The 18,500-nt window shown below is 70.7% G+C and carries 17 protein-coding genes; 11 read left to right on the top strand and 6 right to left on the bottom strand.

Annotated elements, in window-relative coordinates; translation table 11 throughout:
* Nucleotide 1: 1 nt before the first annotated feature.
* A complete protein-coding gene (locus EIL87_RS17720) occupies nucleotides 2–1,804 on the bottom strand; it encodes a S9 family peptidase (RefSeq protein WP_125091673.1) in 1,803 nt (600 codons plus the stop codon).
* Between the two features lie 228 nt (nucleotides 1,805–2,032).
* Here EIL87_RS17720 and EIL87_RS17715 point away from each other — a divergent pair, with 228 nt between their 5' ends.
* The 8 genes from EIL87_RS17715 to EIL87_RS26865 all read left to right on the top strand — a co-directional run bounded on the left by EIL87_RS17715 (nucleotide 2,033) and on the right by EIL87_RS26865 (nucleotide 9,468).
* Nucleotides 2,033–2,395: a YbaB/EbfC family nucleoid-associated protein gene (locus EIL87_RS17715; RefSeq protein ID WP_125091672.1), complete on the top strand. Its 363-nt coding sequence runs from the start codon at nucleotides 2,033–2,035 to the stop codon at nucleotides 2,393–2,395.
* A 16-nt stretch (nucleotides 2,396–2,411) separates the two neighbouring features.
* Entirely contained in the window at nucleotides 2,412–3,008 is a 597-nt protein-coding gene (gene recR, locus EIL87_RS17710) for a recombination mediator RecR (RefSeq protein ID WP_125091671.1), read from the top strand.
* Nucleotides 3,009–3,316: 308 nt separating this feature from the next.
* Entirely contained in the window at nucleotides 3,317–5,011 is a 1,695-nt protein-coding gene (locus EIL87_RS17705) for an ABC transporter substrate-binding protein (protein ID WP_125091670.1), read from the top strand.
* Between the two features lie 83 nt (nucleotides 5,012–5,094).
* A complete protein-coding gene (locus tag EIL87_RS17700) occupies nucleotides 5,095–6,105 on the top strand; it encodes an ABC transporter permease (protein ID WP_125091669.1) in 1,011 nt (336 codons plus the stop codon).
* Between the two features lie 6 nt (nucleotides 6,106–6,111).
* Nucleotides 6,112–7,044, top strand: a complete 933-nt coding sequence (locus tag EIL87_RS17695; RefSeq protein ID WP_125091668.1) for an ABC transporter permease — start codon at nucleotides 6,112–6,114, stop codon at nucleotides 7,042–7,044.
* Nucleotides 7,045–7,056: 12 nt separating this feature from the next.
* Nucleotides 7,057–8,055 carry an ABC transporter ATP-binding protein gene (locus tag EIL87_RS17690; protein ID WP_125091667.1) on the top strand — a complete coding sequence of 333 codons (999 nt, stop codon included), beginning with the start codon at nucleotides 7,057–7,059 and terminating at the stop codon, nucleotides 8,053–8,055.
* 71 nt (nucleotides 8,056–8,126) lie between these two features.
* Nucleotides 8,127–9,218, top strand: a complete 1,092-nt coding sequence (locus tag EIL87_RS17685) for an ABC transporter ATP-binding protein (protein WP_125091758.1) — start codon at nucleotides 8,127–8,129, stop codon at nucleotides 9,216–9,218.
* Nucleotides 9,219–9,294: 76 nt separating this feature from the next.
* On the top strand, nucleotides 9,295–9,468 hold the full coding sequence (locus tag EIL87_RS26865) for a hypothetical protein (RefSeq protein ID WP_158628658.1): 174 nt from the start codon (nucleotides 9,295–9,297) through the stop codon (nucleotides 9,466–9,468).
* Between the two features lie 102 nt (nucleotides 9,469–9,570).
* Here the strand turns inward: EIL87_RS26865 and EIL87_RS17680 are convergent, their stop codons facing one another.
* The gene (locus EIL87_RS17680; RefSeq protein WP_199740479.1) at nucleotides 9,571–10,470 is read right to left on the bottom strand and encodes an EamA family transporter; all 900 of its coding nucleotides are present in this window, start codon (nucleotides 10,468–10,470) and stop codon (nucleotides 9,571–9,573) included.
* 72 nt (nucleotides 10,471–10,542) lie between these two features.
* Here EIL87_RS17680 and EIL87_RS17675 point away from each other — a divergent pair, with 72 nt between their 5' ends.
* On the top strand, nucleotides 10,543–11,448 hold the full coding sequence (locus EIL87_RS17675) for a LysR family transcriptional regulator (RefSeq protein ID WP_125091666.1): 906 nt from the start codon (nucleotides 10,543–10,545) through the stop codon (nucleotides 11,446–11,448).
* Nucleotides 11,449–11,458: 10 nt separating this feature from the next.
* Here the strand turns inward: EIL87_RS17675 and EIL87_RS17670 are convergent, their stop codons facing one another.
* Nucleotides 11,459–13,066, bottom strand: a complete 1,608-nt coding sequence (locus EIL87_RS17670; protein ID WP_125091665.1) for an alpha-amylase family protein — start codon at nucleotides 13,064–13,066, stop codon at nucleotides 11,459–11,461.
* Nucleotides 13,063–13,275, bottom strand: coding sequence for a hypothetical protein (locus EIL87_RS17665; protein ID WP_233576340.1), 213 nt, complete (start codon nucleotides 13,273–13,275; stop codon nucleotides 13,063–13,065). The genes EIL87_RS17670 and EIL87_RS17665 overlap by 4 nt, the downstream gene beginning before the upstream one ends.
* 467 nt (nucleotides 13,276–13,742) lie before the next feature.
* Here EIL87_RS17665 and EIL87_RS17660 point away from each other — a divergent pair, with 467 nt between their 5' ends.
* Nucleotides 13,743–14,372 carry a DedA family protein gene (locus tag EIL87_RS17660; protein ID WP_125091663.1) on the top strand — a complete coding sequence of 210 codons (630 nt, stop codon included), beginning with the start codon at nucleotides 13,743–13,745 and terminating at the stop codon, nucleotides 14,370–14,372.
* Nucleotides 14,373–14,867: 495 nt separating this feature from the next.
* Here the strand turns inward: EIL87_RS17660 and leuA are convergent, their stop codons facing one another.
* The gene (gene leuA, locus EIL87_RS17655; protein ID WP_125091662.1) at nucleotides 14,868–16,658 is read right to left on the bottom strand and encodes a 2-isopropylmalate synthase; all 1,791 of its coding nucleotides are present in this window, start codon (nucleotides 16,656–16,658) and stop codon (nucleotides 14,868–14,870) included.
* Nucleotides 16,659–16,906: 248 nt separating this feature from the next.
* Here leuA and EIL87_RS17650 point away from each other — a divergent pair, with 248 nt between their 5' ends.
* Nucleotides 16,907–17,260, top strand: coding sequence for a hypothetical protein (locus tag EIL87_RS17650; protein WP_407690553.1), 354 nt, complete (start codon nucleotides 16,907–16,909; stop codon nucleotides 17,258–17,260).
* A gap of 24 nt (nucleotides 17,261–17,284) precedes the next feature.
* Here the strand turns inward: EIL87_RS17650 and EIL87_RS17645 are convergent, their stop codons facing one another.
* Entirely contained in the window at nucleotides 17,285–18,469 is a 1,185-nt protein-coding gene (locus EIL87_RS17645; RefSeq protein ID WP_233576339.1) for an aminotransferase class V-fold PLP-dependent enzyme, read from the bottom strand.
* Nucleotides 18,470–18,500 lie beyond the last annotated feature (31 nt).

Genomic DNA, 18,500 nt, shown 5'->3' with positions numbered 1-18,500 from the left:
GTCAGCCCAGGTGCCGGGACAGGAAGGCCAGCGCCTTCGGGTAGGCGTCGAGCCGGTTCGCCCGCTTCGCCAGACCGTGCCCCTCGTCCGGGTAGACGTGGAACTCGTACGCAACGCCGTTGGCGCGCACCGCCTCCACGATCTGCTCGGCCTCGGTCAGCGGCACGCGAGGGTCGTTCGCGCCGTGCAGCACGAACAGCGGTGCGGCGATGGCGGAAGCGCGGTTGAGCGGTGACGCTTCGCGCAAGAAGTCGGCGTCGGCGATGAGGCTGCCGTACTCGCGCTCCCGGTGCGCGCGCCGGTAGGGCGCGGTGTTCTCCAGGAACGTGACCAGCGAGGAGATCCCGACGACGTCCACTCCCGCCGCCCACAGCTCGGGCTGGAACGCCAGGCCCGCCAGCACCATGTAGCCGCCGTAGGAGCCGCCCCACAGCGCCGCGCGGGACGGGTCCAAGCCCACCGACGGCAACCACCGGTGCAGGTCGGCCAGGTCCTGGACGGATTCGAGCCGGTTGCGCGCGTCGTCGGCGGAGTACCAGCGCTTGCCGTAGCCGGTGGAGCCGCGGACGTTGGGCACCAGCACGGTGTGCCCGCGCGAGACCATGGCCTGGACGAGCGGGTGGAACGAGCGCACGGACTGGCTCTCGGGCCCGCCGTGGATGAGCAGGACCGCCGAGCCGTCCGGTGCGGCGGGCGCGTAGCGGAAGCACGGGATCTGCTCGCCGTCGCGCGCGGGAACCCGGTGCACGGTCGGCTCGACCAGCGTCTCCTCGGCCAGCTGCGCGGCGGAGGACGTCAGCGGCGTGCAGGTGCCGGTGGCGGTGTCGACCAGCAGCACGTCGCCGGGCGTGCTGGGGGAGCTGAACGACAGCGCGGCGAACCGCGAGTCCGGTGACCAGACGGGCTCGGGCAGCGGGTAGCCGCACCAGCCTCCGCTCGGCAGGGCGATGTCCACCACGTGCTCGCCGGTCGCGGCTTCGTGCAGCGCGGCCCGGTGGGCGCCGTCGACGGCGGTGAGCACCAGCAGGGTGCGCCCGTTCGGCGACAACCGGCCGCTGAGGTCGTGCTCGTCGGAGGTCACCAGCCAGTGGTGCCCGCCGGTGCGCGGGTCGAGCCGCGCGACGCCGGTGCGGTCGCGGCCGGCGTCGGTGGTGACGACCAGCCCTCCGGGCTGCCAGCCGGGGTGCAGGTGGCGCGCGGCGAGGTCGCGGTCGGTGAGCTCGCGCAGCTGGTCGGCGCCGGTCTCCGGCATCGTGTCGGCGACGAGCACCTGGTCCGAGAGGGGCTTGGTGGCGGGCACGGTGATCGCCGCGAACCGCGAGTCGGGGGAGATCGCGACCTCGGCGACCATCCCGCCGCCGTCGTGCACGACGTGCTCCTCGCCGGTGGTGACGCTGCGGATCACCACGTCGAAGTCGACGCCGTTGCGGCGGTTGGTGGCGTAGACGATGCGGCCGGGCAGCACGTCGAGAAGCCGGTGCACGTGCTCGGAGTCGCGGACCAGCGGCTCCAGTTCGGACAGCGGCGCGGGCCGGCTGCGCCGGTCGTCGAGCCGCAGCAGCGAGAGCTGGCCGCGCTCGTCGCCGTCGCTGTCGTGCTGCACCACCACGGCCCGCTCGCCGGGCAGGTAGCGACCGACCACGGCACCGGCCAGCGCGGTGAGCTCGGTGCACCCGCCCTCGGCGAGTTCGACCAGTTGCACGGACCCGGACTCGTCGCAGCCCGCGAGCACCCGCCCGTCGTCGGCCACGTCGAACACCCGCCAGGTGGTCAGCTCCAGCAGCCGCGAGATCTCCAGCGTCACGTGACCACCCTTGCACGTCGGGTGACCACGACCAAGGTGTCGAGTCGACCGCGCGTTCGCCCGGAGAGGACGCCGCGACCCCACCACCAGGAGTGGAGCCGGGAGGCCGCGCGGGTTCCACCGTCCGCGCCGACGGGCGAGGTGAGTTCAGACCTGGGAGCCCGCAACCTCTACGCTGGACTTGTGCCCCTCGTCGGGGGTGCAAGCCCTGCCTAGGAGGAGTCAACGGTGCAGCCAGGTGGCCAGCCGAACATGCAGCAGATCATGGAACAGGCGCAGAAGATGCAGGAGCAGCTGATGTCTGCGCAGCAGGAGCTCGCCGAGGCGGAGGTCACCGGGAGCGCGAGCGGCGGGCTGGTGACCGCGACGGTCACCGGCGCCGGAGAGCTCAAGGGACTGGTGATCGACCCGAAGGCGGCTGATCCGGAGGACACCGAGACGCTGGCGGACCTCGTCGTCGCCGCCGTCCGCGATGCCAACCGCGCCGCGCAGGAACTGCAGGCGCAGAAGATGGGCCCGCTGACGAGCGGCCTGGGCGGTGGCGGCCTGGGCGGTGGCGGCCTGGGCGACCTCGGCCTGCCGGGCATGTGATCCGGAGCGAGTCGACGTGTACGAGGGTCCGGTACAGGATTTGATCGATGAGCTGGGACGGCTTCCCGGCATCGGTCCGAAGAGCGCCCAACGCATCGCCTTCCACCTGCTGGCCGCGGAGCCGGCGGACGTGACCCGGCTGCAGGAGGTCCTGCAGCAGGTCAAGGAAGGCGTGGTGTTCTGCGAGATCTGCGGCAACGTCTCCGAGGAGACGACCTGCCGCATCTGCCGGGACGCCCGGCGCGACAAGACGCTGGTGTGCGTGGTGGAGGAGCCCAAGGACGTGCTCGCGGTGGAGCGCACCCGCGAGTTCAAGGGCCGCTACCACGTGCTCGGCGGTGCGCTCGATCCGCTGTCGGGCGTCGGTCCGGACCAGCTCCGGGTCCGGGAGCTGCTGGCGCGGATCGGGACGGACGAGATCACCGAGGTGATCATCGCGACGGACCCGAACACCGAGGGCGAGGCTACCGCGACGTACCTGGTGCGCATGTTGCGCGACTTCCCCGGGCTGAACGTCACGCGACTCGCTTCCGGGCTTCCGATGGGTGGCGACCTGGAGTTCGCCGACGAATTGACGCTCGGACGGGCGCTGTCCGGACGTCGTTCGATGTAGTAGGCGAGCGCCAACAATTCAACACCTGGAACGGCGGCGCCTTTCCTCCCGGACGATCGGGAGGTCTGGCGCCGTCTTCACCTCCCGAGGAAACATTTCGCCAAACGCTTGACTCGGTGGATTCCTTCCCCTATTCGGCGCGCGAAAGAGCAGCGCAACTCGCAGTTCTGGAGAGGCAAGCCTCCGATTCCGGTATGAGGACCGCCTAAGTAGCGGGATCGTAATCTTGAATGTTCCACTCCCCTCCTTTCGAGGGTTACTCTCACGGAACTCTGCTGCCTACGGACACAAACGGGTGGGTTTATCCAATGAGTAGAGCTCCATCGTCGTGGCGAAGCGGAACCCGCACGCTGCGTCGGATCGTCACCGTCGGAATCGCCTTCGCCACTGCTGCGTCCCTGGCGGGCTGCGCGCAATCCGAGCGCGGGGCCGGCGGCGGAGAAGGAGGCACCCTCACCTTCGGTGCGGCCGGCGCTCCGGACCTGTTCGACCCCTTCTACGCCTCCGACGGGGAGACCTTCCGCGTCACCCGCCAGATGATGGAGGGCCTGGTCAACTTCAAGCCGGGCTCGGTCGACGTCGAACCGTCCCTGGCGGAGAGCTGGGAGCACACCCCGGACGGCAAGACGTGGACGTTCAGGCTGCGCAGCGGCGTGAAGTTCCACGACGGCACGGACTTCAACTCCGACGCGGTCTGCAAGAACTTCCAGCGCTGGTACAACCAGACCGGGGCCGGGCAGAACAACGCGCTGTCCTACTACTGGATCGAGAACTTCGGCGGCTTCGCCGACGGCAAGGCGCCCTCGCTGTTCCAGAGCTGCGAGAACCCGGACCCGAACACGGCCGTCGTGCACTTGACCCGCGCGACCTCGAAGTTCCCGGACCTGCTGGGTCTCCCGTCGTTCAGCATGCAGTCGCCGACGGCGATGGAGAAGTACAAGGCCAACGACGTCCAGGCGCAGGGGGACAGCTTCGTCTACCCCGAGTACGCCAAGTCCCACCCGACCAGCACAGGGCCGTTCAAGTTCGACTCCTACGACCAGTCCAACGGCACCATCAAGCTGGTTCGCAACGACGAGTACTGGGGTGAGAAGGCCAAGCTCAAGGAGCTGATCTTCCGGATCATCCCGGACGAGACGGTCCGCAAGCAGGAGCTGGAGTCGGGCGCGATCGACGGCTACGACCTCCCCAACGCCGCCGACCTCAAGGCGCTGCGCGAGGCCGGCAACAACGTCCAGGTGCGCGACCCGTTCAACATCATGTACCTGGGCATCACCCAGAAGAACAACCCGGCGCTGCAGAACCTCAAGGTCCGGCAGGCGCTCGCCCACGCGGTCGACCGGGAGACGCTGGTCAAGGCCAACATGCCGGAAGGTGCGTCGGTGGCCACCCAGTTCTACCCGAGCAACGTCGACGGCTACGCCCCCGACGTGCAGAAGTTCCAGCACGACCCGGCCAAGGCCCGGCAGCTGCTGGCCGAGGCGGGCGCGTCGAACCTGACGGTGAACTTCTACTGGCCGACCGAGGTCACCCGGCCCTACATGCCGGACCCGCAGGGCATCTACAACGCCCTCGCCGAGGACCTGCGCGAGGTCGGCATCACCGTCAACCCGGTGAGCAAGCCGTGGAACGGCGGCTACATCGACGACGTCGACAACGCCAAGGCCGACCTGTTCCTGCTTGGCTGGACCGGTGACTACAACACGCCGGACAACTTCATCGGCACCTTCTTCGGCACCCCGACCAACCGCTTCCACACCGCGAGCTCGCCGTGGGGCGCGGACCTGGCGGCGCAGCTGCAAGCGGCTGACTCGGAGCCGGACGAGGCCCAGCGCTCCGCGATGTACCAGGACATCAACCGCAAGCTGATGTCCGAGTACCTGCCCGCGGTCCCGCTGTCGCACTCGCCGCCGGCGATCGTGACCAGCCCGCGCGTCCAGGGCTTGGTGCCCTCTCCGCTGACCGCCGAAGAGTTCGCTTCGGTGAGCGTCTCGGAGCAGTGATCCGAGGCGTGCCGCGCGGGGCCGGTGCGAGCCGGTCCCGCGCGGGCGCGTGGGTTCGCTGAGTTGAACACGGGGGTTTTCACGTGCTCCGCTTCACCATCCGGCGACTGGGGCAGCTGGTCCTGGTCGTCTTCGTGCTGTCGATGCTGCTGTTCGGCTGGCTGCGCATGCTGCCGGGCGGACCGGTCTCGGCTCTGCTGGGCGACCGCGCCACACCGGCCGCGCGGGCGCAGCTCGAGGAAGCCCTCGGGCTGGACCAGCCGATCTTCGTGCAGTACTTCAGGTTCCTCGGCCGGGCCGTCAGCGGCGACTTCGGCACGTCGACGGGGGTGCAGCGCGGTGATTCCGCGCTGGAGGTGTTCCTCACCCGCTTCCCGGCGACGCTGGAGCTGTCCGTCCTCGCGCTGATCCTGGCCGTGGCCGTGGGCATCCCGCTGGGCTACCTGGCCGCGCGCCGGCGCGGTGGCTGGCTGGACAACCTGAGCATCACCTGGTCGCTGGTCGGCGTCGCCGTGCCGGTGTTCTTCCTGGCGTTCCTGCTCAAGTTCGTCTTCGCCATCCAGCTCGGCGTCCTCCCCGCCTCCGGGCGGCAGGACTCGGTGATCAACGCCACCCGCGTCACCGGCTTCTACATCCTCGACGGGTTGCTGACCCGCGAGTGGGACGCCTCGTGGAACGCGTTCGTGCACCTGATCCTGCCCGCCATCGCGCTGTCCACCATCCCGTTCGCGGTGATCTTCCGGATCACCCGGGCCGCGGTGCTCGACGTGGTGGACGAGGACTACGTGCGCACGGCGCGAGCCAAGGGCTTGGGGCAGATGGTGATCCGGCGCCGGCACATCCTGCACAACGCGATGCTGCCGGTGGTCACCACCATCGGCCTGCAGACGGGTGCGCTGCTGGCCGGGGCGGTGCTGACCGAGCGGGTGTTCAACATCGCGGGCATCGGGCAAGCCGTGGCCCTCGGCTTCGAGCGCAAGGACTTCCCGGTGCTGCAGGTGGTCATCCTGGCCTCGGCGATGGTCTACGTGCTGGTCAACCTGGTCGTCGACCTCTCGTACGCGTTGATCGACCCACGACTGCGGACACGGTGAGCGACGATGGTTCTCAACACGCAGCGCAAGGACAAGCTCGACGCGCTGGCGGACACGGCGTCGGACGCGGGGGTGAGCCTCACCGCCTCCGCCTGGCGGCGGCTGCGCCGCAACCCGGTCTTCGTCGTCGGTGCGGTGGTGATCGTCGCGTTCGTGCTGCTGGCCCTGCTGGCGCCGCTGCTCGCGCCGCACGACCCCGCGCAACGCCTGCTGGAGTCCCAGGTCTCCCGCGCGGACAACACGATCCCGCCCGCGCAGCCCGGGTTCCCGCTCGGCGGTGACCAGTACGGCCGGGACCTGCTGTCCCGGCTGCTGCTCGGCTCGCAGCAGACGTTGCTGGTGGCGGTGCTGGCCACCGTCATCGGGCTCGGTGGGGGACTGGTCCTGGGCGTGCTCGCCGGTGCCTTCGGCGGCTGGGTGGACGCCCTGGTCATGCGCATCGCCGACGTGATGCTGTCGGTGCCGTCGCTGTTGCTGGCGGTGTCGATCGGCGCGCTGTTCGCCGAGCAGACCCAGTTCACCGTGATCCTGGCGGTGGCGATCGTGCAGGTCCCGATCTTCGGGCGACTGCTGCGCGGCACGATGCTGGCGCAACGCGCCAGCGACCACGTGCTGGCGGCCAGGGCGCTCGGGGTGAAGGAGAGCGCCATCGTGTTCCGGCACATGCTGCCGAACGCGCTGGGCCCGGTGATCGTGCAGGCGACGCTGGTGCTGGCGGTCGCCATCATCGACGCGGCAGCGCTGTCCTTCCTGGGCCTGGGTGCGGCCGACGACTCGGTGCCGGAATGGGGCCAGATGCTCGGCGGCGCGCAGAACATCATCGACTCGCACCCGCAGCTGGCGTTCTGGCCCGCCGGGTGCATCATCCTGGTCGCCTTCGGTTTCACGCTGGTCGGCGAGTCGCTGCGCGACGCGCTGGACCCCAAGCGGCGCCGGTGAGGGGAGAAGGCAATGGCTTTGCTGGAAGTGCGCGACCTCTCCGTGGTCTTCGCCCGCAAGGGCGAGCCGCCGGTGACCGCGGTGGACGGGATCTCCTTCGACGTCGAGCCGGGCAAGACCGTCGGCCTGGTCGGTGAGTCCGGCTGCGGCAAGTCGGTGACCTCGCTGGCGATCATGGGTTTGCTGCCGCCGCGCGGCGCGGAGGTGTCCGGAGCGGTCCGCTTCGACGGCACCGATCTGCTGCAGCTGCCCAAGAAGGAGCTGGACGCCCGGCGCGGCAAGGACCTGAGCATGGTCTTCCAAGACCCGCTGACCTCGCTGAACCCGGTGGTGCCGATCGGCCTCCAGGTCGCCGAAGTGGTCGAGCGGCACCGCGGGTTGCCGCGCAAGGAGGCGATGGGCGAAGCCCACGAACTGCTGCGCAAGGTCGGCATCCCGGACCCGCAGCGGCGGTTGAAGGAGTACCCGCACCAGCTCTCCGGCGGCATGCGGCAGCGCGCGCTGATCGCGATGGCGCTGGCGTGCAAGCCGCGGCTGCTCATCGCCGACGAGCCGACGACCGCGCTGGACGTGACCATCCAGGCGCAGATCCTCAAGCTGCTGTCGGACCTGGTCGCCGAGACCGACACGGCGCTGATCATGATCACGCACGACCTCGGCGTGGTGGCGGGCCTGTGCGACGAGGTGAACGTGCTCTACGCGGGTCGGGTGGTGGAGCGCGCGGCCCGGCACGAGCTGTTCGCCCGCCCCAAGCACCCCTACACCGCGGGTCTGCTGGCCTCGATCCCGCGGCTCGACTCATCCCGCGGGCAACGGCTCGCGCCGATCCGGGGCTCGGTGGCCGACAACATCCCGTGGGACGCCGGGTGCGCGTTCTGCCCGCGCTGCCCCCAGGCGCTCGACGTGTGCGAGCGGGAGACGCCCGAGGTGAGCATCGACGTCGGCGCGCGGTTGCTGCGCTGCCACAACCCGGTCCGCGAACCGATCTCGAACAGCATGGAGGCGTCATGAGCGACAAGTGCGCACGCGGTGCTCATGAGAGCCGGCCGGGCGCCGGTGACCCGCAAGACGCCAGCGGCGTCATGAGCGGCGACAGCGGTGCTCCGGAGGGACGACCCCAAGACGGCAGCGGGGACGTGCTCGTCGAACTCGACGACGTGAAGGTGCACTTCCCCATCAAGAAGGGCGTCGTGCTCGACCGGACCGTCGGCCACGTCTTCGCCGTCGACGGGGTGTCGCTGAGCATCGAGCGCGGTGAGACCTACGGCCTCGTCGGCGAATCCGGGTGCGGCAAGTCGACCCTGGGCCGGGCGGTGCTGCGGCTGGAGAAGCCGACCAGCGGCCAGGTGGTCTTCGACGGCACCGACCTGTCCGGGATGAAGGGCGAGAAGCTGCGCACCATGCGGCGGCGCATGCAGATGGTCTTCCAGGACCCGCTGTCCTCGCTCGACCCGCGCCAATCGGTGGAATCGCTGCTGGTGGAGGGCATGCGCGCGCACGGCCTGGCCGGCGACAAGGCGGCGACCGACCAGCGGCTTCGGGAGCTCATCGACGCGGTGGGCCTGCCGCCGAGCGCCCTGCGCAAGTACCCGCACGAGTTCTCCGGTGGTCAGCGCCAGCGCATCGGCATCGCCCGCGCGCTGTCGGTCGGGCCCGACCTGGTGGTGGCCGACGAACCCGTCTCGGCGCTGGACGTCTCGGTGCAGGCGCAGGTCCTCAACCTGCTGGAGGACCTGCAGGAGGAGTTCGGCCTGACCTACCTGGTCATCGCGCACGACCTCGCCGTGGTGCGGCACATCGCCGACCGGGTCGGGGTGATGTACCTGGGCGGCATCGTCGAGGAGTCCGCATCGGACGACCTGTACGCGGAGCCGCTGCACCCGTACTCCAAGGCGCTGCTGTCCGCGGTCCCGGTGCCGGACCCGCAGGTCGAGGACGACCGCGAGCAGATCCTGCTCACCGGCGACCTGCCCTCGCCCGCGGATCCGCCGCGAGGCTGCCGCTTCCACACCCGCTGCCCGTGGCGGCAGGAGGAGCGCTGCGACACCGAACGCCCGGCCCTCCGGGAGCTCGCACCGGGTCACCGCGTGGCCTGCCACTACGCCGAAGAGATCCGCGACGGTCTGCTGCACCCCCGCGCGGCGTCTCCGGAGGCGGCCGTCCCCACTGGCTGAGCACGTTTCCCGCGCACCTCGTTCCCCCAGCGTTGACGTCCACATAGGATGCCCCGCTGGGGAAGGAGGTCTCGTGTTGAGGTACAGCAGTGCGCTCCGGTGCTCGGCCTGCGAGCAGCGGGCGATCTTGGAGCGCGCCGTCGCCGCGAAGCTGGTCGCCGAATCGCACCACGCGCTGGTGCTCTACGAGTGCCCGGTGGGAAACGGTGTGCACGTGCGGAACCCGAAGTTCGAGAAGAACTCGACCTAGTCCTCCCGCGATCGCGGCGGAGCCGCTGTTCCGGGTGGGGGACTCGACCTGCGCCGCCGTAGGCTCTGCGCCCCGCACCGCTGAGCGGCGCTGCGGCCCCGGTCACACCGGGGCCGGTTCCAGGGCGGCCCGGCGGCGGTTGATCCGGGCGCTGCCGAGCAGGACTCCGCCGACGACCACTGCTCCTGCGGCGAGCTCGAACGGGTGGGGTCGTTCGCCGAGGAGGAGCCATGCGGTGCTGAAGCCGACCACCGGGACCAGCAGCGAGAACGGGGCGACCGTGCTGGCGGGGTAGCGGCCGAGCAGCGTCGTCCACAGACCCGATCCGATGACCGTGGCCAGCAGCGAGGTGTAGGCCAGGCCCGTGAGCGCGGCGATCCCGGTCGGCGAGTCCAGGACCGTGGTGAGCGCGTGCCACCCGGTCGACGGGCCCTCGACCAGCGTCGACGCGGTGAACATCGGCAGCGGCGGGACGATCGCGATCCACAGCGTCAGGTGCAGCGGGTTCGGCGCCTCGGCCTTGCGGCTGCACAGGTTGCCCAGCGCCCACGAGAACGCGCCGCACACCGTGATCAGCAGCGGCAGCAGCGTCGCGGTCTGCGCGCGGTGCCAGCCGATGGCCACCATGCCCAGCACGGCGGCGGAGATGCCGAGCAGCTGCACCGGCGTGAGCTTCTCCCGCAGCAGCAGCGCGCCCAGGACCACGGTGAACGGCGCCGAGGCCTGCTGCACCAGCGAGGCGAGACCCGTCGGCATGCCGATCTCCATCGCGACGAACAGGAACGCGAACTGCAAGGTCCCGAAGAACAGGCCGTAGCCGATCAGCCAACGCCACTTCACCTGCGGGCGCGGCACGAAGAGCAGGACGGGCAGCAGGACCGCGAACCGGAGCCCGGCGAAGAAGAACGGCGGGAAGTGCCCCAGCCCCTGGTCCAACGCGATGAAGTTGCCGCCCCAGAGCACTGCGACGACCACCGCCAGCAGGCGATCTCGTGTGGTCATACCGATCAGCCTGCGGGGCTCCTCTGTGAAGCACAAGCGAGATTATCTGCAAGTACTGTGTAGTCTTCCTCTATGGACGTTCGCAGGCTGAGACTCCTGCGCGAGCTGGCCGACCGCGGCACGGTCACCGCGGTCGCCCACGCCCTGGCCTACACGCCGTCGTCGGTGTCACAGCAGATCCGCGCGCTGCAGGCCGAGGTCGGCGTGCAGCTCACCGAACCCGCGGGCCGCGGTCTGCGGCTCACCGACGCGGGCTGGGCGCTGGCCACCCGCGCCGACGAGGTGCTGGCCGCGCTCGACCGGGCCGAGGCGGAGCTGGACACCTACCGCTCGACACCGCGCGGGGTGGTGCGCGTGGCGCTGTTCCCGTCGGGAGCGTTCCTGCTGCTCCCGGGCCTGCTGCGGCGCATCGCCGAGCACCCGGCGGTCCGGCTGGAGGCCCGCGACGTCGACATGGTGCCGTCCGAGGTGCCCAAGCTGACCGCCGACTTCGACCTCGTCGTCACGCACCGGGACGACCACGCCCCACCGCACGACGGTGACCGCGTGGCGGTCGTCCCGCTGCTGCGCGAGCCGCTGGACGTCGCGATGCCGCTGGGGCACCCGCTGGCCGGGCGCGACCGCGTCGAGCTCACCGAACTGGTCGGCGAGCCGTGGCTGAGCGTGGACATCGGGTTCCCGGTCGACGACGTGCTGCGCTCGCTGGCGGTCCGCACCGGCGTGCGGCCGTCGGTCGTGCAGCGCATCAACGACTTCCGGGTCACCGAAGCGCTCGTCGCGGCAGGGCACGGCATCGCGCTGCTGCCGCGCTACACGGTCGGCAGCACCCAGCTGGTGATGCGGCCGCTGGCCGGTGTCCGAGCGGGCCGCAACATCGAGGTCGTCTCCCGCAAGGGCGCCACCGAACGCCCAGCCGTCCAGGTCGCCCTGGACGCGCTCACCGCCGAAGCCCGGGAGCGCACCGACGCGGCCGGATGACGGCCGCCCGTCACCGGCGGGTGCCTGCCCACCGGCAGATCGCCGCCAGCTCCTCGGCGTGCTCGGCCAGCGTGTCGTCCACGACGCCCACGACCGGGATGTGCCCCTCGCGCTCCACGTCGGGCGGCCGGGGGAGGTAGCCCTTCTCGTGCACGCCCGTGCTGCCCGGTCCCGGAGTTCCCTCGGCGAGGTGGCCGGTGGTGCGGGCGTAGCGGGAGAGCACCCGGGGCTTGCGCAGGTCGCGGTCGGTGCCGAACCACTGCTGGCTCAGCGGGAACAGCGCGCTGAGCGCGTCCCACCAGCCCTCGGCGGCGAGCACCAGGCCGGGATGGCGCCGGTGCAGCTCCTCGACCAGCAGCCGGTAGCCCTCGAAGACGTCGTGGCGCGGGTCGTTGAAGTAGTAGCCCAGCGTGTCGAGGAACGCCGCGTCGACGCCGAACTCCTCCACCAGCGCGGAGATCGACTCCGCCAGGTGTGCCCGGAACCCCGGCTCGCCCGGGTTGAGGAACACCTGATCGCCTTCGCCGGCGCGGTCGGCGTCCCAGTCGGGGCGGTTGAGCAGCTCCACGTAGCGGTCGGTGTCGTTGCGCATCACCGCCCGCTCCCAGTCCGCGTACTGCACGACGTTGGCGCCGTGCCCGCCGAACATCGGCATCAGCCGGAAGCCCAGCTCGTGCGCGGTGCCGACGAGCTCGGCGAAACCCCGGTCACCGCCGAGGTCGGCGCCAGGCCGGTACCGCGGGTAGGCGTAGTAGTAGCGGCCCTCCCAACCGGGCAGGTAGGCGAGCACCCGCTGCGGGTCGACGTGCTGCGCGACGAACCGGAGGGCCTCGCTCATCTGCGAGAACGTGTTGAACACGTAGCCGGTCCAGTGCTGCCCGTGCAGCGTCACGACGAGCGCGGTGTCGCGCAACCAGCCGGGCACGTCCGGCCGGGACTCCCACGGCTGCAGCCCGTGCGCTTCCTCCACGAACCGCAGGTGGTCGTCCAGGTCCTGGTCGGCGTCGGCGTGGAGGCGGAGCCGGACCTCGGGGACCTGGCAGGTCGTCGCGCGCGCGGAGGCGGCGGGGACGTGCAGCAGCTCCACGACGGGCTCGGCGGAGTGAGCGGGCCTGCTGACGTGTAGGACGTGCTTGCGCACCAGCGGGTCGCGGACGCTGAGCGTCGAGCAGTCCGCTTCCTCGCCGACGGCCACCCACGGCGTCGCCCAGTCCGGGCTCGGGTGCTCCAGCTGGAAGCGCTCGTGGTGGCTGTGCGAGCGGCCGGTGTTCGGCGCCCACCACCCAGCGGTCAGCTGCTGCTCGGGCAGACCGCGCAGCAGCAGCTTGACGGCTTTGACCGGCGCGGTGTGCTGCGCGGTGATCGACCAGGTCAGCACGCCGTCCCGGTGCACCACCTCGACCTCCACCTCGCCGGCGTCGACCGTGCGCTGCTGCCCGAGCGCGGCGTAGCCGGTGCGCAGGTGCACGCGGTCGCCCTCCACGAGCGGGTCGGCCGGGCGGAGGCCGTAGCCGTTGGTGGTGGTGAAGACCTGCACCGACCAGCGGACCGGCGCTCCGGGAACGGGGAAGCAGGGGTCGCGGGGGTCGAAGCTGAGGTCCGTGTCGATGAGGCTCATCGCGGCACCGCCGTGCAGCCCTTCGCCTCGTCGACCAGGTTCGCGAGGCCTTCGGCTTCCTCGGCCGTGAAGATCAGGGTGTCGCCGGGCGGGAGCACGATGCCGACGCGATCACCCATGACGAGCACGGTCACGTTCCCGCTGCCGCTCGCCGTGGCGCACGCGATGCGCCACCGCAGCTGCTCGTGCGGATCCTCCGTCGGCCACATAGCCACATCACTGAACAGTGCGGGCTGGGGAACATCAAGTTCCATCGACCGTTCGAGTGATCAGGTCGGATGGGCGGAAGATTCGGATGGGCGGAAGATGAGGAGGAGCGGCTCGGGTGCCCCGACGTGTCCCCCGTCTTGTTCCGAGGCCGCTCCTCCTCATCCGGTTTTCCCCAGGGGTGACGCCGCCTCCCCCTGACATCCCCTCGACGTCACTCCATGGTGCCGTCCCCGGACTTCGGGCAACACCGACTTTGGTCGAGCGATTTCGCCGATCCAGCGCTGGTGAAGCGCTTGCGGACTGCGCCGTGCGGCGCAACGCACCCCTAGCCCGTTCGCGTGGTCGTACCGCTGTGGTCGGTAGCGGGGGAGGGAGAGGTCCGCCACCCCGCGCTCGGTACCCGCGGGGTTTGGGTCCGTACCCTTGCGGGAGCCGAACGCGCTGCCCCCGACCAGAACGGAAGTCCATGATCGAGTGGCTGAACACGATCCCGTCCGGCGTGATCTACCTCGTGGTGGCGGGGATCATCGGGCTGGAGAGCGTCGGGATTCCGCTGCCCGGTGAGATCCTGCTGGTCAGCGCGGGTGTCGCGGCCTCGCAGGGCGTGGTCAACCCGGTCCTGCTGGGCAGCTTCGCCGCGCTCGGGGCGATCGTCGGCGACTCGATCGGCTACGCCGTCGGCAAGCGCTACGGCCGCAAGCTGCTGACCTGGCTGGGCGCCAAGCTGCCGAAGCACTTCGGTCCCAAGCCGCTGGCCCAGGCGGAGGGGCTGTTCGAGCGCTGGGGCGCGTGGACGGTCTTCGGCGGCCGCTTCGTGGCGCTGCTGCGCATCCTCGCCGGGCCACTGGCAGGCAGCCTCGGCATGCCCTACCGCAAGTTCCTGCTGGCCAACGCGACCGGCGGCATCGCCTGGGCGGGCCTGGTGACGGCCCTGTCGTACGCGTTCGGCCTGGTCGCGGGCCAGTGGTTCCACCGCTTCTCGTGGATCGGCCTGGTCATCGCGGTCGTCTTCGCCTGGTGGAGCACCCGCGTCATCCAGAAGCGCGTCGAACGAGCCGAAGCCGAAGAGGAACCGGAACCGGCCAAGTCCGCCTGACCCACCGGGCTCCGACGCCGGACCTCACGGCTGTGCCCGGCGCGCGCTGATCGTGGCTCCCGCCCGAGACGCCCTCAGACGACCCAGGGGCGTCCCCGCGCGAGAGGGAGGCCCCTCCCGCCCGACACGCGGCCCTGCCACCAACCCGGGTGTGCTGGTGCTGGTCAGAGGGGTGGTGCGGTGGGCAGCCGTGGCCGTGCACCTCGGGTGGTGACGGTCCGGGCCCGCTTGGTGGCCCCGAAGCGATCCGGGACAGCGCGGCAACCTGACGCAGGTCTGTGCGCCAGCGTGAGACCTCGGATCCCACGACTCCTGCGGCCGCGACGGCAGGCCTGGAAGCACCCCGGTGATGGGAGAGCCCGAACACCCCGTCAAAGCGGAACCCCCGCCCCACCGGGAGCTGCGGCTCAGGGCGGGAGCGGGGGCTCAGCGCTGCTTCGACCTGGGTCCACCGCGGTGACCGGAGGTCGGTCGCCGCGGTGATCCCGAGGACGGTCAGCGGGAGGCGCGGTTGGCGGCGGAGACGACCGCGTTCAGCATGGCCGCGATCGTGGAGGTGTCGATGCCGACGCCCCAGAAGACGTCGTCGCCCACGGCGCACTCCAGGTAGGCGGCCGCCCGGGCGTCGTCGCCCGCGGTGAGCGCGTGCTGATGGTAGTCCAGGACGCGGATGTCGTAGCCGACCGTGCTCAGCGCGTCGACGAACGCCGACACCGGGCCGTTGCCGCGGCCGCTGATCTCGCGCTCCTCGCCGTCCACGACCACGGTGGCGGTGATCGTCTCGTCGCCGGCCTCACCGGTGGAGCCGTGGCGGACCAGGTGCAGCGGCGCGTCGGCCTCCAGGTACTCGGCGGAGAACGCCGTCCACATGGCGGCCGGGCTGACCTCGCCGCCCTCGTCGTCGGTGTGGGCCTGCACCGCCTTGGAGAACTCGATCTGCAGCTTGCGCGGCAGCTCCAGCTGGTGCTCGGTCTTCATCACGTACGCGACGCCGCCCTTGCCGGACTGGGAGTTGACCCGGATGACGGCCTCGTAGCTGCGGCCCACGTCCTTCGGGTCGATCGGCAGGTACGGGACCTCCCACGGGTGCTCGTCCACGGGCGTGCCGGCCTTGTCGGCCTCGGCGCGCAGCGCGTCCAGGCCCTTGTTGATGGCGTCCTGGTGGCTGCCGGAGAAGGCGGTGTAGACGAGCTCGCCGCCCCACGGGTGCCGCTCGGCGACCGGCAGCTGGTTGCAGTGCTCGACGGTGCGCTTGACGTAGTCGATGTCGGAGAAGTCGATCTGCGGGTCGATGCCCTGGCTGAACAGGTTCATCCCCAGCGCGACCAGGTCGACGTTGCCGGTGCGCTCGCCGTTGCCGAACAGGCAGCCCTCGATGCGGTCGGCCCCCGCCTGGTAGCCCAGCTCAGCCGCGGCGATGCCGGTGCCCCGGTCGTTGTGCGGGTGCAGCGACAAGATCACCGAGTCGCGGCGGGCCAGGTTGCGGTCCATCCACTCGATGGAGTCCGCGTAGACGTTCGGGGTGGCCATCTCGACGGTCGCGGGCAGGTTCAGGATGACCGGCCGCTCCGGAGTGGGCTGCCAGATCTCGGTGACCGCGTCGCAGACCTCGAGGGCGTAGGACAGCTCGGTGCCGGTGTAGGACTCCGGCGAGTACTGGAAGCGGAAGTCGGTGTCCGGGTACTTGCCGGCCATCTCCAGGGCCAGTTCCGCGCCCATCTTCGCGATCTTCTTGATGCCCTCGCGCTCCTCGCGGAACACCACGCGGCGCTGCAGGATCGACGTCGAGTTGTAGATGTGCACGACGGCCTTCGGCGCGCCCTCCAGGGCTTGGAAGGTGCGCTCGATCAGCTCCGGGCGGCACTGGGTCAGCACCTGGATGCGCACGTCGTCCGGGATGGCGCCGTCCTCGATGATCTCGCGGACGAAGTCGTAATCGGTCTGGCTGGCCGCCGGGAAACCGACCTCGATCTCCTTGTAGCCCATTTGCACCAGCAGGTCGAACATGCGGCGCTTGCGGGCGGGCGACATCGGGTCGATCAGCGCCTGGTTGCCGTCACGCAGGTCGACCGCGCACCACAGCGGGGCACGGGTGATCCGCTTGTCCGGCCAGGTGCGGTCCGGCAGGGAGACGTCCTCGACCAGTTCGTGGAACGGCTTGTAGCGGTGGGCGGGCATCGAGCTGCCCTGCTGCGGGTTCCACGACGGCTGCCCAGCGGGGGCGGGGTGGGATGGCTTGCGCACTCGGCCGGCGAACGGGGCCTGCGTGTCGGGGGTGTTGCTCATCAGAGAGGTTCTCCTGGTCGCTTACCGGTTCCTGGGCTTGGTGGAGACCGGCGCGTTCGTACCCCGCGACGAGGGGCCGGTCTAGGAGACCCCGTCGCGGCGGCGAAGCAGGAGAACGCGAGCCACGGACCTAGGCTAACCGCAACCTGGGCCGGAAGTGCAAGCTCCTGTTTCAGATCGTGGGAGATGCCAGGGGTGTGGCCGAAGAACAACCCTGTGGAACACGAGCGTTTTCGTGCCACACTGTGATCGTGACCGAGGATGTTCGTGCCGGAGCCCACGAGGGCGGCCTGCGACGCGCTGACCTGCGACGCGGGTGGGGACGGTTCGTCGACGTGCTGATCCAGCTGGTGCGCTGGTTCGGCCTGGTGTGCGCTGCGCTGCTGGCGATCCATGTGATCCTCACCATCGGCAGCGCGAACCCGGACAACGGCATCACCCAGTTCGTGACGTCCGTGGCCGATCCGCTCGCCCTGGGCTTCCAGGACCTCTTCACCCCGGAGGACCCGCAGCTGGCGGTCTTGCTCAACTACGGGATCGCCGCGATCTTCTGGCTGTTCATCACCTCGATCGCCACCAAGATCCTCGCCGCGGTGCGCTGAGCCCCGCCGGGCCGGCGAAGCCGGTCAGCGGTGGTCCGCAGCCCGCTCGGCGGAACCGTGGATCTCGTGCAGGGTCGCGTGCAGGCGCTCGGCCGCGTGCCAGACGTCGACGTGGGAGAGCCAGGCCGGGGCGAAGTTGAAGCGCACCAGGTCGGGTTCGGCGTACTCGACGAGCACGCTGCGGTCCGACAGCAGGTCGGCGATCCGCTGAGCGTGGTCGTGCCGGATGCAGACCTGCGCCCGCCGCTGCGCGTCGGGCGTGCGCACCTCGACCGCGACCTCCGGGCAGAACTCGTCGATGCGCTCCAGGAACAGCTCGACCAACCCGGTCGTCTTCGCCGCGAGCGCGCTCGCCGGGACGCCGTCGAGGATGGCCAGCACGTCGCGCAGCTCGGTCGCCGCGAGGGTGGCGGCGGGTCCGGCGAAGCCCTCCGCCAGCGGGTGCCGCAGGACACCGGTCGGCGAGTGCTCCAGGTGCCGTTCGGCCACGAAGCCGAAGGACGGCGCGGTCGGGCTCCCGCCCAGGTACTTGTGCCCGCAGCCGATCGCGAAGTCCGCGTTCCACCCGCGCAGGTCCACGTCCAGAGCCCCGGCCGAGTGGCTGAGGTCCCACAGGGTCAGCGCGCCACCGCGGTGGATCTCGGAGGTGATCGCACTCGCGTCGCGCACCACGCCGGACCGCAGGTCCACGTGCGACAGGGCGACCACGGCGACCTCGTCCACCGGCAGCGCGGCCAGACCCTCGACCCCGTCGATCAGCTGCAACCGGCCGCCGAGGTGGTCGGCGGCGGACTGGGCGAGGCAGCGGTCGGTGGCGAAGCAGTCGCGTCCGACGGCCAGCACCGGCCGTCCGGGGCGCAGCTTCGCGGCGGCGACCAGCGCCTTGAACAGGTTGATGGAGGTCGATTCGGCCACGGTGAGCTCGCCTGCGCTCGCTCCGACCAGCGGAGCCAGCGCGCCGGCCGCGAGCCGCGCTTCGCGCCGCCACTCCGACTCGCCGGAGGCGCGACCGCTGCGCGGTTCCCAGCGGTGCTGGACGAACCGGCGCAACCGCGCGGGGGAGGTGCGGGGCATCGGGCCACCGCTGTGGCCGTCCATGCGGATGACTCCGGGGACGAGGTCGTAGCGCAGGCGCAACCCAGCGAGCACGTCGGCGTCATCGAGCGCTTCCGCGGTCGTCTTGGTGCTCGTCCACACGAGTGAAGTCATACCGCATGATCGAACCGCATGTAACTGCCGT

The organism is Saccharopolyspora rhizosphaerae (assembly GCF_003931915.1).
Classification (GTDB): Bacteria; Actinomycetota; Actinomycetes; order Mycobacteriales; family Pseudonocardiaceae; genus Saccharopolyspora; species Saccharopolyspora rhizosphaerae.
This window is presented reverse-complemented; position numbering and strand designations above follow the sequence as displayed.